13 protein-coding genes and 1 pseudogene are annotated in these 13446 nt (G+C 68.3%); 4 read left to right on the plus strand and 10 right to left on the minus strand.

What is annotated here, in order from left to right; all coding sequences use genetic code 11:
* Positions 1–184 precede the first annotated feature (184 nt).
* Both DQ392_RS27940 and DQ392_RS27945 read right to left on the minus strand, forming a co-directional pair.
* Positions 185–1378 (minus strand): alcohol dehydrogenase catalytic domain-containing protein, encoded by a 1194-nt coding sequence (locus tag DQ392_RS27940; protein ID WP_114018449.1) that lies wholly within the window; start codon positions 1376–1378, stop codon positions 185–187.
* Between the two features lie 189 nt (positions 1379–1567).
* Entirely contained in the window at positions 1568–2125 is a 558-nt protein-coding gene (locus DQ392_RS27945; protein WP_114018450.1) for a type 1 glutamine amidotransferase domain-containing protein, read from the minus strand.
* 572 nt (positions 2126–2697) lie between these two features.
* Between DQ392_RS27945 and DQ392_RS35500 the strand changes: the two are divergent.
* Together DQ392_RS35500 and DQ392_RS35505 are read left to right on the plus strand one after the other, a co-directional pair.
* Positions 2698–2852, plus strand: a pseudogene (locus tag DQ392_RS35500) (transposase); the annotation flags it as partial.
* A 3-nt stretch (positions 2853–2855) separates the two neighbouring features.
* The gene (locus DQ392_RS35505) at positions 2856–3056 is read left to right on the plus strand and encodes a hypothetical protein (protein ID WP_228773899.1); all 201 of its coding nucleotides are present in this window, start codon (positions 2856–2858) and stop codon (positions 3054–3056) included.
* 122 nt (positions 3057–3178) lie between these two features.
* Here DQ392_RS35505 and DQ392_RS27960 read toward each other — a convergent pair whose 3' ends face one another.
* The 8 genes from DQ392_RS27960 to DQ392_RS27990 all read right to left on the minus strand — a co-directional run bounded on the left by DQ392_RS27960 (position 3179) and on the right by DQ392_RS27990 (position 10403).
* The gene (locus DQ392_RS27960) at positions 3179–3487 is read right to left on the minus strand and encodes a putative quinol monooxygenase (RefSeq protein ID WP_007389165.1); all 309 of its coding nucleotides are present in this window, start codon (positions 3485–3487) and stop codon (positions 3179–3181) included.
* 304 nt (positions 3488–3791) lie between these two features.
* Positions 3792–4064, minus strand: coding sequence for a GlcG/HbpS family heme-binding protein (locus tag DQ392_RS27965; RefSeq protein ID WP_245982039.1), 273 nt, complete (start codon positions 4062–4064; stop codon positions 3792–3794).
* Positions 4049–4201 carry a heme-binding protein gene (locus DQ392_RS35510; protein WP_245982041.1) on the minus strand — a complete coding sequence of 51 codons (153 nt, stop codon included), beginning with the start codon at positions 4199–4201 and terminating at the stop codon, positions 4049–4051. Before DQ392_RS35510 ends, DQ392_RS27965 begins: the two co-directional genes overlap by 16 nt.
* 410 nt (positions 4202–4611) lie before the next feature.
* The gene (locus tag DQ392_RS27970) at positions 4612–4803 is read right to left on the minus strand and encodes a hypothetical protein (protein ID WP_147266579.1); all 192 of its coding nucleotides are present in this window, start codon (positions 4801–4803) and stop codon (positions 4612–4614) included.
* Positions 4804–4918: 115 nt separating this feature from the next.
* Positions 4919–5752, minus strand: coding sequence for an aldo/keto reductase (locus DQ392_RS27975; RefSeq protein ID WP_026005114.1), 834 nt, complete (start codon positions 5750–5752; stop codon positions 4919–4921).
* A 134-nt stretch (positions 5753–5886) separates the two neighbouring features.
* Positions 5887–6987 (minus strand): NAD(P)/FAD-dependent oxidoreductase, encoded by a 1101-nt coding sequence (locus DQ392_RS27980; RefSeq protein ID WP_019359437.1) that lies wholly within the window; start codon positions 6985–6987, stop codon positions 5887–5889.
* 1214 nt (positions 6988–8201) lie between these two features.
* Positions 8202–8603 carry an OsmC family protein gene (locus DQ392_RS27985; RefSeq protein ID WP_019359438.1) on the minus strand — a complete coding sequence of 134 codons (402 nt, stop codon included), beginning with the start codon at positions 8601–8603 and terminating at the stop codon, positions 8202–8204.
* Between the two features lie 201 nt (positions 8604–8804).
* Positions 8805–10403 (minus strand): FAD-dependent oxidoreductase, encoded by a 1599-nt coding sequence (locus DQ392_RS27990; protein ID WP_078565555.1) that lies wholly within the window; start codon positions 10401–10403, stop codon positions 8805–8807.
* 229 nt (positions 10404–10632) lie between these two features.
* On the opposite strand from DQ392_RS27990, the gene DQ392_RS27995 reads away from it, so the two are divergent.
* On the plus strand, positions 10633–11664 hold the full coding sequence (locus DQ392_RS27995) for a carotenoid biosynthesis protein (RefSeq protein WP_106428942.1): 1032 nt from the start codon (positions 10633–10635) through the stop codon (positions 11662–11664).
* Positions 11664–13157, plus strand: coding sequence for a phytoene desaturase family protein (locus tag DQ392_RS28000; RefSeq protein ID WP_026005115.1), 1494 nt, complete (start codon positions 11664–11666; stop codon positions 13155–13157). The genes DQ392_RS27995 and DQ392_RS28000 overlap by 1 nt, the downstream gene beginning before the upstream one ends.
* The last annotated feature ends 289 nt before the right edge of the window (positions 13158–13446 follow it).

Below are 13446 nucleotides of genomic sequence, written 5' to 3' on the forward strand. Positions count from 1 at the left end.
CGGCGACTGCGCTGCGGCGGCACGATCTTCTTCCAACCGATGGCTGATGCGCTGAGCGCCTACGGCGTCAGCGGGTACTAACCGCTCCTTGGGGGCACCTGGGCAGTCCGTCGCGTCGTCGGGGGTGACGGACTGCCCACTACGCCGTCGCTTATGAGTTCGCAGGGACGGATGAGGGCGGGCCTCAGGCGGGAATGAGGCCGTGGGGGTCGATGATGAACTTTTCGGACACTCCCGTGTCGAAGGTCGCGTAGGCGTCGGGGGCGTCGTCGAGGCTGATCACCTTCGTGTTGAGCATGGCGCTCAGGTAGGGCATGCGGTCCCACAGGATCGCCATCATCAGCTCGCGGTTGTAGTGCATGATCGGTGCCTGCCCGGCGGCGATCCGCGGCGACTTGATCCACGCCTTGCCGAAGTCGATCGGGTACGTTCCCTCCTGCTCGGCCTTCGACTTCGCGAGCGGGTCGGCGCCGTAGACGCCGATGACTCCGGTGGCCCCGCCCGCGCGGGTGGCGTCGAGCACCTGGTTGATGGCGTAGGCCGGGTCCATGTCCTCGGCCTCGCGGCCGATGCCGTGTGCCTCGGTGCCGACGTAGTCCACTGCGCAGTCGACCATGGGTTCGCCCAGGATGGCCTCGATCTGGTCGGTGAGCTCCGCGTCCTGGCTCAGGTCGATCGTCTCGCAGCCGTTCTTCTTCACCAGCTCCAGGCGGTCCTTGTGGTAGTCGCCCACGATGATGCAGGACGCCCCGAGGAGGCGCGCAGCTGCTGCGCCGCAGCGGCCGACCGGGCCGGCGCCGGCGATGTACACGGTCGAGCCCGGCTTGGCACCGGCCTCCATGAGACCGTGAAACGCGGTGGGCAGGATGTCCGAGAGCAGCGCCAGGTCACGGATCTTCGCCATGGCCTGGTCCCGGTCCGGGAAGCGCAGGAGCTGGAAGTCGGCGTACGGGACGAACAGGTACTCGGCCTGGCCGCCGGTCCAGTCGCCCAGGTTGAAGCCGTACGCTGCGCAGGACACCTTGGGGTTTGTGGTCTCGCAGACTTCGGTCCGGCGCGCCCGGCAGTTGCGGCATCGGCCGCAGGCGACGTTGAACGGGACGGAGACGAGGTCGCCCTCACTGAGGAACTCGACGTCGGGGCCGACCTCGATGACCTCCCCGGTCATCTCGTGCCCCATCACCATGCCCTGGGGCACCGGGAAGGACCCGCGGTAGATGTGCAGGTCACTACCGCAGATGTTGGTGGCGACGATCCTGAGGATGACTCCGTGCGGGGCCTTCTTCCCGTTCGGCATCTGAAGCTTCGGGAAGTCCAGGGACTCAACGCGCATGTCCTTCGCGTTCTGAAAGGTGACGGCGCGGTTGCTGCTTGCCATGACGATCTCCTCTGCTGATTCACGGTGACTCGGCCGAGTCAGTGTCGGCGGTCATTTGGGCGACTTTGCGACCTCGGGTTTCCTAACGTAGGGCTCCATCCGAGGTATGCAGGCCAGCGCCACACCCTCTTGCGTGCCATCGCACTAACGCTGCGTGACAAGCGCCCGGTCAAGCGCGTCTTCTGCCGATCAGGCGGGTTGCGGTGCGTTGACGAAGTGTTCGATGATCGCCTTGCAGAAGGCGGGGAGGTCTTGCGGGCCGCGGCTGGAGATCAGCTGGCGGTCGATCACGACCTCCTCGTCGACGACCTCGGCGCCGGCGTTGCGCAGGTCAGTACGAATGCTGGGCCAGGAGGTGAGGCGGCGGCCGTGCAGCACGTCTGCCTCTGCCAGGGTCCAGGGTCCGTGGCAGATGGTGGCAACGGGCTTGCCGGTCTCCACGAACTCCCTCACGAAGGCGACGGCGTCGGGGTCGGTTCGCAGCTGGTCGGGGTTCATGGTTCCGCCGGGCAACAGGAGCGCGTCGTAGTCGCTCACGCGTGCGTCGGCGACCTTCTTGTCCACGGTGAAGGCTCCGGCCGGGTCGATGTCCATCTGGCGCGCGTTGATCTCGCCGGTGTGGAGGGACAGGAGTTCAGCCTGCGCTCCAGCGCCCAGCAGTGCGCCGAGAGGCTCTTCGAGCTCGACGCGCTCAACGCCGTCCGTGGCCAGGATTGCGACCTTCCTGCCGTGCAGTTCGTTGGTCATGGTGCGTGGTTCCTTCCGGTGATCGGCGGAGGACCGGTTCGGGTCCGTGCCCTCCGCTCAGCTGCCGTCGGGGAGGAGGACCTTGGTCCTTGCCCTGCTCGATCAGCCTGGTTGGCCTGGCCCGTCCCCATGTCTGGTGGGCACGTCACCCACATAACGACCTCACCACTCCCACTGTCCCACCCTCACAAGACATGTCAAAAGGTGCGAATTGTCTCGCTTGGTCGGTGGCGCGCCGGGAACCCGGCCTGCCCGGCCCACGACAGACCACGGCAGGAAGGGAGATGCGGCCAGACGCCGCGGTGACACCGTCCGCTTCGTACTCCTCGAAGACCGCTCGGCCGGGCTGGACTTCGGCCAGCTCGTCCGCGCGACGGACCTGTCCGCCTACCAGGTCAGATCCGGTCTCGGAGCGTTGTCCAGCCGAACGACAAGCGGGTCAATCACATCGTCGCCCAGCTCAACTCTTTCGAGCGACCCTCGATTTCATAGCCGGTCCCGGAGATCTTGTCCGCAAGGGGACCGTCCGTCGCCGATCGGGCGGCCTCCGTCACATCGCTGGGGCGGCCGTCATGCGTCATCCTCGCTATCCGTCGGATACCACTGATGCCACTGGGCTCTGGTCGAACCGCTGCTGCCGCCGGCGGCCTGCGACACGGCTCGCGGTGGCCTGCCGGAGAAGCACTCCCGTCGCGAAATCGTCGACGCGATCCGATACGTCGTCGACGGCATCACTGAAGCCCGCTCCCGAACCGGCCAGGAATTCGGCCTCGACCGCTTCCTTGCCTTCCTCACCGGCCACATCGATGAAGGCGTGCCCCTCCCCGAGACTCTGCGCCGCCTCATGCACAGCCACCACGGACACCTCTGCGACGACGCCACCACCGTCCTCCTCCAGTGGCACGGCCCCCAGCCCTTCGCCCCACCCTGAAGCCCTCGTCGGACTCCCCACATCCGGCACCGCCCCACCAGAACGTCAATCGAGCCCTGGCTCTCCACCAACTATCCGCGACAGCTACGGCTGACCACGCCGCCCCGCGGGCAGCACCTGCTCTAGGCGGGCGGCTTCTCCACGAGGACATCGATCTGCTCGATCGTGGGCTCCTCGAAGAGCTCACCCGTGTTCTCAGCGAGCGCTTGCGCGACCTCACCCGACAGATGCGCCTGGCGTCCGTCGTCGTCGGGAAAGGCGTCGAAGATTCCGAACGACGAGGGTCCGAACTGGATTCCGAACCACCTGACGGTCTTGGGCTCCCCCTCGACGATCGACAGCCCCTGGTTCAAGAAGTCCTGGACGTCGTCCTCCCTGCCGGGAAGTGCTTCGAGGCGTACCAGAAGTGCTTTGCTGACCTGTGTTGCCATCTTGGGTCTCTCCTCTTCCTTTTCCTTGGTTCGCGTCGCCGCGATCACCAGAACGCCGCTATGGCCGCCTCGGCGACCGTCTGATCTTACTCGCCGCTGCCCCCCATCACTCCTACCGAGCCCCAGGACCTGGCCGTCGTGGGGGAGCGGGATGCCACAAACGAAGATCATCATCAACATCGGCCGAGGTGGCGGCACACCCGCGCTTGCCCGTCATGACGACTCCTCTGCTCTCCTACGCGGCTTTCGCACGACTCCTGTGCTCTCCTGCGCGGTTCGCGACGCGGGCGGGATACGCGGGGGGTTACAAGCATGCGGCAGCCGCCTGGGCGACGCTCTGGTCTTGGTCCCCTGACCCTCCGCTCACCCCGACGGCGCCCACCACCTGTCCGTTGCGGTGGAGAGGCAGGCCGCCGGCGAAGATCATCACGCGGCCCTGGTTGGAGCCGCTGATGCCGTAGAACTGCTGCCCGGGAGCGGCGTTCTCGGCGAGGTCGGCGGTGCTGATGTCGAAGGCGCGGGCGGTGAAGGCCTTGTTGATGGAGATGTCGACGCTGCCGATCAATGCGTCGTCCATGCGGGCATGGGCGACGAGGTTCCGCCGGCGTCGACCACGGCGATGTTGCTCGGCTGCCCGAGCTCCTGCGCTCGTTTCTCTCCCGCGTCGATGACCCGCCGAGCGTCCTGAAGGGAGACGGTCTCGATGCTGGTCATGGTGCGAGCTCCTTCCTGAAGTCGTTTCCGGGGATATGGGCCAGCGCTTCAGCCGCCGTCGGGGTGGAGCAGGACCTTGGTCCAGCCGTTGTCGCGCTTGTCGACGTGCTGGTAGCCCTCGGGGGGCGCGTGCTCCTCTCCGGGGCGAAGTGGCTCGCCGCCGTGAAAGTGTTCGAGCTGTCTCCACCGTCACCTGGCTTCGCCTCACGTGCAAACGCAGTCCGCGGGTGACCAGCGTCCGATTCGTGGACCAGGCGGCGACTCTCTGGACTCCGCTCTAACGGCCGCGCCGACCCCGAACAGGACTTGACCAAGTTCTGTGGGTGTTCGGGTTGGAGATGATGCCCAGGCGCTCGTCCCAGGTCATCACGATCCTTGGGTGGCCTTGGCGACGACCCGGCCCCGGCCAGTCAGGCGGTCTGACCGAAGCCGGCCGCCGTGAGGTCCTGCTCTCGCAGCGGAGTGCAGTCCACGTCCAGCTTCGGTCGGACACCTCGGGCTGGAGTACTCACGGTCAGGTACGGCCAGATGCGCGCCAGGTCCTCCGGCTCGATCGTCCAGCCCTCTTCCAGCAGCTGGCGGACGGTCTCGGCGAAGTCCAAGGGCGTTGTGGAAAATGCCCGCGTTTGCAGGAACAGTGCGACGCCCTCTGCCGCCACCGGTGAGGTCGGGCCACCCGGCTCCGGGCGGAGCCCGGTCGGGCACGCTGCAGGGGTGTCACAGCATCTCCAGCGGCCGTTTGCTCCCCGGCGGCGGGAACGCCCGGTCCAGCGTCGCGAGGTCCTCGGCGGTCAGGTCCACCTCCAGAGCCGCTCTGTTCTCCTCGACGTGCGCGCGGGAAGACGCCTTCGGGATCGCGATGACGTCCTCGTGCCGCAGGACCCAGGCCAGGGCGATCTGCGCGGGCGTCGCACCGTGGGCAGCTGCCACGTCCCGCAACGCCGGGTGGCCGAGCAGACGGCCCTGCTCGACCGGCGAGTACGCCATGACGGGGATCGACAGTTCACGGCACCTGGGCAGCAGACCGTACTCAGGCCCTCGACGGCTGAGGTTGTACAGCACCTGGTCGGTCTGCGGCCCGGCTCCGGGCGGCAGATCCGCGAGATCATCCACGTCCAGGTTGCTCACTCCCCAGGAGCGGATGGCACCCTCCCGCACCAGGGACTCGAATGCCTCGACCGTCTCCTCCAGCGGCACGGCTCCACGCCAGTGCAGCAGGTACAGATCGATCCGGTCCGTGCGCAAACGACGCAGGCTCCCCCGGCATGCCTCGGCCACTCCACCGGCGTCCGCATGGGTGGGGAGCACCTTGCTGACCAAGAAGACCTCGTCCCGCCGTCCGGCCACCGCCTCGGCCACCACTTCCTCCGCCGCGCCGTCCCCGTACATCTCCGCGGTGTCGACGAGGGTCATCCCCAGGTCCAGCCCGGCGCGCAGGGCCGACACCTCGGCCGCGCGGCGCCCGGGATCCTCCCCCATCCCCCAGGTGCCCTGACCGAGCACCGTGACCGCAACCCCGCAAGGAAGGATGACCGTCCTCGGATCCGCCATGGCTTCCTCCTGGATGTAACGGTGGCCAAAGACTGCCAACCACCAACAGCACCACGATCGCGCATCGGATGGCACCGCGATCACCGACGTAGGTACCACGTCGTCGGAGCAGGATGCGCCGACTGTTGGGGCGTTCAGCGGGGCTGGCCGAGTGCTGCCGCCGGCCGCAGGTTCTCCTCGAGTTCATCGTCCATGGCCGCGCCGGCCAAGGCCCGTCCCAGTCGAGGTGCCTGTTTAAAGAGGTTGTGCCCGGCGGCGAAGAAGATTCTGTCGGCTTCCCAGACCGCCATGCCGTCCTCACTCCACGGCAGGCTTGTCACCCAGCAGTTGAGGCGCTCGACGGGCTCGGGGTCAAGGCCGGGCAATGCGTGGGAGATGTACGCGCGGGCGCGGTCACTGAGTGCCGTCAAGGCTTCGGCGTCCGCGAAGCTGCCGTCCTCCCGCACCTCGACCGTTTCGCTGAGCCCCACCGCATACCGGCTGTTGCCCGGGTAAGGGGCTGCGTAGACGCCAACCTCACCGAAGTCGCCGCTGCTGTCCTGCAGGCAGGCGACCCGTTCCGGGGGCGCTCCCCTGACCTGGAAGGTGAGGCGGACGTGGGCTGCCGGCTGTACCGGCAGCGAAAGCCCCACGTTGCGCGCCAGCCGCGCGGTGCCCACGCCCGCGCACACCACGGCCGTCGCGTACTCTTCGCGGCCGACGCTACTGACCACCTCCACCGTGCCGCGGCCCGTCGGATACAGCGAGATGACTTCATCGGTGACCAGCGAGTCACCCAGCGCATCGGCCAGCCGCTCGACCGCGGCACGGGTGCGGATGGCACCGCCGCCCTCATCGAGCATCGCGGGACCGCGGTAGTCGGCGAGCAGCGGCATGCGCGCGTGAAGCTCGGCGCTGTCCACGGTGCGGGCCGGTATGCCGCCGGCATCCTGCAGAATGCGCAGTCTCCCAGGAACGGTACTGCCCAGTGCGACCACTCCGTCCCGGGAGACCAGCTCTGCGCCCAACCGGTCGGCCCACTCGTCCCAAACGGCGCGGGCCTCCCGGGTGAATTCCACCAGGCGGGCGTCGTCGTGCGCGTGGCGGAATATGCGGGACTGGCCACCGGATTGCCCGTGGCCTGGAACGCCGCTCTCGTACACCCGCACCGCCGTTCCGCGTTCGGCCAGTGCGTAGGCGGTGCAGAGTCCGACGATGCCGGCCCCGACCACGGCCACCTCGGGAACCCGGTCCATTCGATCGCCTCACTTCGCGTCCCGGAGCCGTCCCCCTGCGGGCCAGGGACTAAGTTCATCTGTCGCCGCCGCGAACGGGTGGGTGACTGGACCCCATGAGCATTGCCAGTTCTACGTGACTTGGCGGCGCAACCCTGCCTCCTCCAGCCTCACACCGGTACGAAATATGTCAACCGGTCACCTCGGACAACGATCGTGACCCACCGGCGGAGAGCCGCGGGTCGGACGTCCGGTCAAGGCACGGCAGGAGGAGTCTGAGCAGTACATCGGCCGGCTGGCGATTCCGTCGCTGTCCAGACCAGCGGGCTGCAGGGGTTCCGCTCGGCCGAGATGTCGACCCGCCGGACGTGGTGACGGCAATCGGAGCGATGGGTGCGGAATGACCTTGCATCATGATCAGCCTGGCAGCTTCCGCAGCCAGGACATCCTGCACATCAGAGTCCAGGCTCATCGTGTCGTTCCCCGTGCTCTGGCCAGCCCGTAGCGTGCGCGAGGGGGAGGTCTGTGCACGCCAGTCACCGGCCAGGCGAAGTCGTACATCAGGACGGGGAAACGACAGAGTTCAGGGCTACCGGCAGGACAATGCGGCCTCGGTGGCCTGGTCCGGTCCAGGGTGGGCGTGACATGCCGAGCCCCACGAGGCCCGGGGCGGCCAGGTGCCAAGTCGCCCACTCCCGGCCTGCGCCTCGTCAGATCACTCAGGACGACGTCAAGCGGGCCATCGCGCGCTCTGCGGCCAGCTGGCGCGATCAAGGGCCAGCTATCGCGCTCAGTCACACCTCAGACGCTCCGAGATCGAAAACAACTTCTGAGACTCGAGTCAACCCGTCGTGCCCGGGAGGCGGCCCGTGCCTCTTCGGGGCGAGCGGCCCCCGGGGACGACGGTCACCTGGGCCGGTCGGTCCCCCTACGGGAGGTCGTTGCAGTCCCGTTCGAACTGTTCAGCCTTCTGACACGAGACCGCGCGCGACCGGCCACAGCACACGATCCCTCGGCGAACGTATGGCTGGCGGCCAGCCGGATCAGTTCCTTGACGGTCCGCTCAAAGTCTGCGCTGTCGGTTGCCCAGTAGCGCTCCATAAGGCCGTCCAGGCGCTCGTGGTCTCGGCGCTGCCTGGCAAGAACGCTGTCAGAGCCGCTCAGCTCCTCGAAGCTCTGTTCCGCGACTGAGCGTGTCCGAGACGCTGGATGACAAGATGGCACCGTCGTGGGCTTCAGAGACCGTCGATGTGGACGCCGGAAGCCATGGGGCACGCGCGTGCGGCTTCGGCGATCAGGTTCTGGTACTCGCCGGCTTCCAGGTCCGGCAGGTCGATGCGCATGCTGGCCTGGAAGGCGTATCGCAGCGGGCCGCTGTGTTCGAGTGAGACGTCGGCGGTCACGCTGCTGTTCTCCACGGACAGGCCGCGGACACTCGCTGCCAGGGCCAAGGACTGTTGCATGCAGGAAGCCAGGGCAGCGGCGTGCAACTGCTCCGGGCTCCATCCCTCCCAGGCGTTGGCCCCGCCCAACGCAGTGGGAAGGGCGACCGGCAGCGTTTCCCCGGTTCCCTCGACCTTCACCTGGCCGGCTCGGGCTCGGGCCGTCGTTGTGTAGATGCTGCGTTCCTGTGTCATGTTGCCTCCGGTCGGGTGTGGTGGGCCGCGCACGTGCGGCGCGTGATGGGTTCCAGCGGCTCGGGTAGGTGCGCGGCACGTGCGGAGATCGATCAGGTCGGCCCTTTGCGGCATCGCACGCTCAGGCACACGGTCGGCGTTCGCAGTCTCGGCACGCCGGTCGCCTGCGGTTGCTACTCGCGCCTTGCCGATGGAGGGATGTCACGGGGCACGGTCGCTGGTGCGGGCGGCCGCGGCACGCAGGATCCGTGCACGGCCGCCCGTGGGCACGCTCCAGATGTCGTGCCCGGGCAGCTTCCACCGGGCAAGGAGCGCGTTGGCTGCCTGGAAGCCACTTGTGGCGGCTCGCTCCATCAAGGCGACGGGGAGGTCGACTCGGACGAGGTCACCTGCGCACATCACGCGCGGATCGGGGGTGGCAACGGTCGGCCGCCGGTCGAACTGGCCGACCGGGAAGAGCGGGCAGTCGGCCCGGACTTCGGTACGTTCGTCGACCACGCGCGCGGAGGCAGTCTCCGGATAGATGCGTCGCAGCTCTTCGAGCAGTCGTTCCCGCGTACGTGCTGCATCCTGGCTGCCGGGGAGCGCGTACGCGTGCAGTTCCACGACGGCGCCGTTGCGGCGCTCTGCCCAGGCCTGTGCCTCCTGCTCGTAGCGGTTGAGGACACTGATGTTGTCCAGGGGGCCGCAGTCGGCTGTGCCCAGGAAGGCGGGGCGGGTGGAATCCAGTGGCCGGTCCAGCCACAGGCGGGTGACCTGGAAGGGCGGGGCGGTGCGGAGCTGGTCGATCCGGCGGCGCCAGGTGCCGGTTCCCAGATTCGGCGAGGAAGCGACGAGCTTCTTCAGGCCGTCGGTGTCCATCGCCAAGACGACGCCGTCGAACCGCTGGCCTCGAAGGCCGCCTTGCGGGCCACTGTCCTCCGTCTCGACCGTGAGCTCGTGCGTGGTGTCCGCCACGAGGCGCTTGACGGGCGTGCGGGTATGGATGGAGACGTGGTGGGCGCGCAGGTAGTCACCCAATGGCTCCCACAGGGCTTGGGGAAAGGGCCGCGTCGGGACATCGAAGAGAAGTCCCTCGCTCGATCCCAAAAAGTAGAGGTGGAACATGACGGCCAGTTCGGCAGCGGAGAGCTGGGACGGGTCGGCGAAGAAGCTGCGGGAGAAAACTTCGAAGGCCAGATGGTGGGCGCGCTCGGGGAAACGCATGGAGCGCAGGTAGGTGCGGGCGTCGAGGTGATCGAGTCGTCGGTAGGTCTCGGGGACGCCGACGTTGAAGAGCGACAGTGCGGTCTGTCGGTCGATCGCTTTGAGGTCTGTCATGGAGAAGGCAGGGCTGCGCAGGATGAACGCTGCCACGTTCCATGGCGGGGTTCTGGGCAGGCCGGCGAAGCTGTCATGGTGGCCGGCGCTGTGCCAGAGGGGGTAGTCGGGCACGGGGGAAAGAAACTCAAGCTGTGGGTCGACACGGCGCAGCAGGGCCCGAAGGTTGTAGTACTGGCGGAAGAAGGCGTGGAAGCCGCGCGACATGGTCACCTGGCTTCCGTCCCGCAGTGTGCTCGGCCAGCCTGCCAGCCGCCCTCCCAGTGATGCTTGGCCTTCGAAGAGGTCGACGCGTACGCCGCGTTCAGCCAGGGCGGTGGCGGCGGTGATGCCGGCGATGCCTCCGCCGATGACCGCGACGTTTCGCGCTTTCCTGGGTGCGTGTGGATCGCCCGGCGTGGCCGTGTGCCGTACGGCGCGCCTGTCACGGCCGGGCCTCACCTCGCGTGGGCGGGGAGTTACAAACGCCGGAGTAAACACTTCACTCTCCCGAGCAGACGCCCAGTGGGGTAATCGAGCGTCCCAGCCGCGCCGACGGGGATCGCCGCGACACGCCCGCCTGCTGCGCCGAACGAGTGCTGAGTACGCAGCGGTACATGACGCATGGACGTCTCAGCGTGCTGCGTTGGGCGCCCAGTGGCACTGCGGGGGCGGAAAATGGGCCTGCAGCTCCTGCGCGGCTGATGTGTGCCTTTCTAAGCTCATGCCCATGCTGCAGTCGGTTCAGCCCCCGGCACCTGCGCCAGCGCTTGGACGGCATCGTCGGCTCACGGCTACGGTGTGTGGCCTGGCCGGCATCGCCATCGTGTGCCAGATCCTCTACCCGCTCGCGACGCCTTCCCAGCGCAACAGTCTGACCATCGTGACGGTGCTGTTCTTCTGCAGTGCTTCGCTGCTGGACGCTTCCCGGTGCCACGGTCGCCGGGGCGCGTTCACAGTGTTGCTGGTGGCCGCAGGAGGCGGCCTGGCTGTGGAGGTCGTGGGGTTGCGCAGCGGCTTCCCCTTCGGCTCCTACGAGTACAGCGACACGCTGGGTCCCTCGCTGGCCGGTGTCCCGCTCGTCGTGCCGCTGGCGTGGGCCATGATGGCCTGGCCCGCACTCGTCGTCGCTCGCGTCCTGACCGTCCGCAACCGCGACCGCACCCCGCGGCGGCACAACCGGCTGCGCACGACTCTGCTGGGGGGATGGGCGCTGGCGTCCTGGGATGTGTTTCTGGACCCGCAGATGGTCGATGCTGGCCACTGGCGGTGGCACGACCCGCACCCCGCGCTACCCGGTGTAACGGGGATTCCTTTGTCCAACTTCGCCGGCTGGCTGGTTGTGGCCACCCTCATGATGGCCGCGCTCGACACCGCGGTCGGGCGCACCGCCAGGGCCCCTCGCGCTGAGGTGCGCTTCGACGGCGCGTGCAGCGGCCCAGCGGTCACGCTGTATCTGTGGACTTACGCCTCCTGCGTGCTGGCCGCCGCCGTCTTCTTCGGCCGGCCCTCGGTGGCCCTCGTCGGAGGACTGCTGATGGGCGTCACCGCTGTACCCATGGCCTCGGTGGCTTGGCGCAGCAGGTCAGTCCTGACAGTCGTTTCAGGCCGTGTGGGCTTGGCAGCGCGCTGCCGCGGCAGCGCGCGACGCCATCGGTGGCGACGTCCTCGCGCAGCGAGAAGCGCGCCCACGCCGCCGCTTCGTCAGCCGACCGGCACGACAACGTCTCGTCAGGCACCGGAGCGAGGAGGGGGCGGCTGATGGCTCGCATTGTCGTGGTGGGTGCGGGCATGGGCGGACTGGCCGCAGCCGCACGACTCGCCGTCGGCGGACATCGCGTCACCGTCTGCGAGCGGACCCAAGTAAGCGGCGGGAAACTCGGTGTGCATCGCCGGGAAGGGTTCGTCTTCGACACAGGCCCGTCTTTGCTCACCATGCCCGACGTCTACCGCCAGCTGTTCACCGACACGGGTGCGCCTCTTGAGTACTACTGCGACCTGTCGCGAGTCGACCCGGCGTGCTGGTACCGCTTCGCCGACGGCACCCAACTCTCCATGCCGGGCAATTCGCGAGAGGTGCCGGCCGCCTTGGACCAGGCGCTCGGCGACGGGGCCGGTCAGCAGTGGAGCAGCCTCCACGAGACCACCGCACGGCTGTGGCACATCGTCAACGACACAGTCATGCAACGCCCTCTGCAGGGGCCCCGTGACCTTCTGCGCCACGCGACACGCCTACGCGACCTGGCGGCCATCGCGCCGTGGCGAACCCTGCGCGGCATGGGCAGCAGACACCTGCACGATTGGCGGTTGCGCACCTGGCTGGACCGTTATGCCACCTACACGGGCTCCGATCCGCGACGGACCCCCGCGGTCATGGCGGTCGCCGCCCACATCGAGCAGCACTACGGCGCCTGGTATGTGAAGGGCGGACTGCACCGCCTGGCCCAGGCGCTGCACGAACGGTGCCTGGAGCGCGGTGTCCGCTTCCACCACGGCTGCGAGGTTGTCGAGGTCACCACTGCGGGCACTCGCGTCGACGGCGTACGGCTCAGGGACGGCAGCGCACTGGCGGCGGACGTGGTGATCTCCAACGCCGACGCCGCACACCTCTACGGCCGCCTCACCGCTGATCCGCGTTCTCAGGGGGCGCACACCGCGCTGCGCCGCGCGGTCCCGTCGTTTTCCGGGTTCGCCCTCCTGATGGCCCTGCGGGGACGCGAGCGCGGTACGCCGCATCATCGGGTCTTCTTCCCCCGCGACTACGACGCGGAGTTCGACGCGCTCTTCGGCAGCCATGCCCGGCCCGTCACCGATCCAGCCATCTACATCAGCGCCCCCGACGATCCGGCCCTGCGCCCGGACAACGCGCACGAAGCCTGGTTCGTTCTGGTCAACGCCCCACGCCACTCCCCAAGCGAGGCAGCGGGAACGGTGGACTGGGAGGCCACCGGCTTGCGGCACAGCTATGCGGAGCACGTGCTGGACGTTCTGGCAGACCGGGGACTCGATGTGCGTGACCGCCTGCTGTGGTACGAGACACGCACACCCGCTGACCTGGAACGGCACCACAGCGCACCCGGGGGCGCCATCTACGGCACCTCCAGCAACGGCCTCCGTGCTGCCTTCCTGCGGCCGGCCAACCGGTCGCCGGTCCCTGGCCTCTTCCTCGTCGGCGGCTCCAGCCACCCGGGCGGCGGACTGCCCCTCGTGGCGCTGTCCGCCTCCATCACCGCGTCCCTGATCGGAGCGTGCTGATACCCGCCGCGCGCCACGCCCCAGGGGGACACTGCTCAGTGGGGACACTGCTTAGTAGCCCTCCCAGGGGCTCTTGGCCGCCCGCACAGCACTCCGGCAAACCCGCGCGATGCACGACAACCGCGGTACACGGGCCTTTGGGAAGAGCACTGTTTACCCGCATGGCGGCGGAGACAGTCCGGTCAACGGTGGGCAGGAGCGGCTCCTGCCTCGCCCGGGCCGGACGGCACGCACCGGGCGCCGAACACACGTCCCCTCGGCAGCTGCGGCACCAGCCGGGCGGTGCCGG

The organism is Streptomyces reniochalinae (genome assembly GCF_003323735.1).
GTDB classification, from domain to species: domain Bacteria; phylum Actinomycetota; class Actinomycetes; order Streptomycetales; family Streptomycetaceae; genus Streptomyces; species Streptomyces reniochalinae.

Bases quoted from the DNA above. Each gene is read 5' to 3' on its own strand.
- DQ392_RS27940 (WP_114018449.1), bottom strand. From the start codon at position 1,378: ATGGCAAGCAGCAACCGCGCCGTCACCTTTCAGAACGCGAAGGACATG.
- DQ392_RS27945 (WP_114018450.1), bottom strand. From the start codon at position 2,125: ATGACCAACGAACTGCACGGCAGGAAGGTCGCAATCCTGGCCACGGAC.
- DQ392_RS27960 (WP_007389165.1), bottom strand. From the start codon at position 3,487: ATGGCAACACAGGTCAGCAAAGCACTTCTGGTACGCCTCGAAGCACTT.
- DQ392_RS27965 (WP_245982039.1), bottom strand. From the start codon at position 4,064: ATGGACGACGCATTGATCGGCAGCGTCGACATCTCCATCAACAAGGCC.
- DQ392_RS35510 (WP_245982041.1), bottom strand. From the start codon at position 4,201: ATGACCAGCATCGAGACCGTCTCCCTTCAGGACGCTCGGCGGGTCATC.
- DQ392_RS27975 (WP_026005114.1), bottom strand. From the start codon at position 5,752: ATGGCGGATCCGAGGACGGTCATCCTTCCTTGCGGGGTTGCGGTCACG.
- DQ392_RS27980 (WP_019359437.1), bottom strand. From the start codon at position 6,987: ATGGACCGGGTTCCCGAGGTGGCCGTGGTCGGGGCCGGCATCGTCGGA.
- DQ392_RS27985 (WP_019359438.1), bottom strand. From the start codon at position 8,603: ATGACACAGGAACGCAGCATCTACACAACGACGGCCCGAGCCCGAGCC.
- DQ392_RS27995 (WP_106428942.1), top strand. From the start codon at position 10,633: ATGCTGCAGTCGGTTCAGCCCCCGGCACCTGCGCCAGCGCTTGGACGG.
- DQ392_RS28000 (WP_026005115.1), top strand. From the start codon at position 11,664: ATGGCTCGCATTGTCGTGGTGGGTGCGGGCATGGGCGGACTGGCCGCA.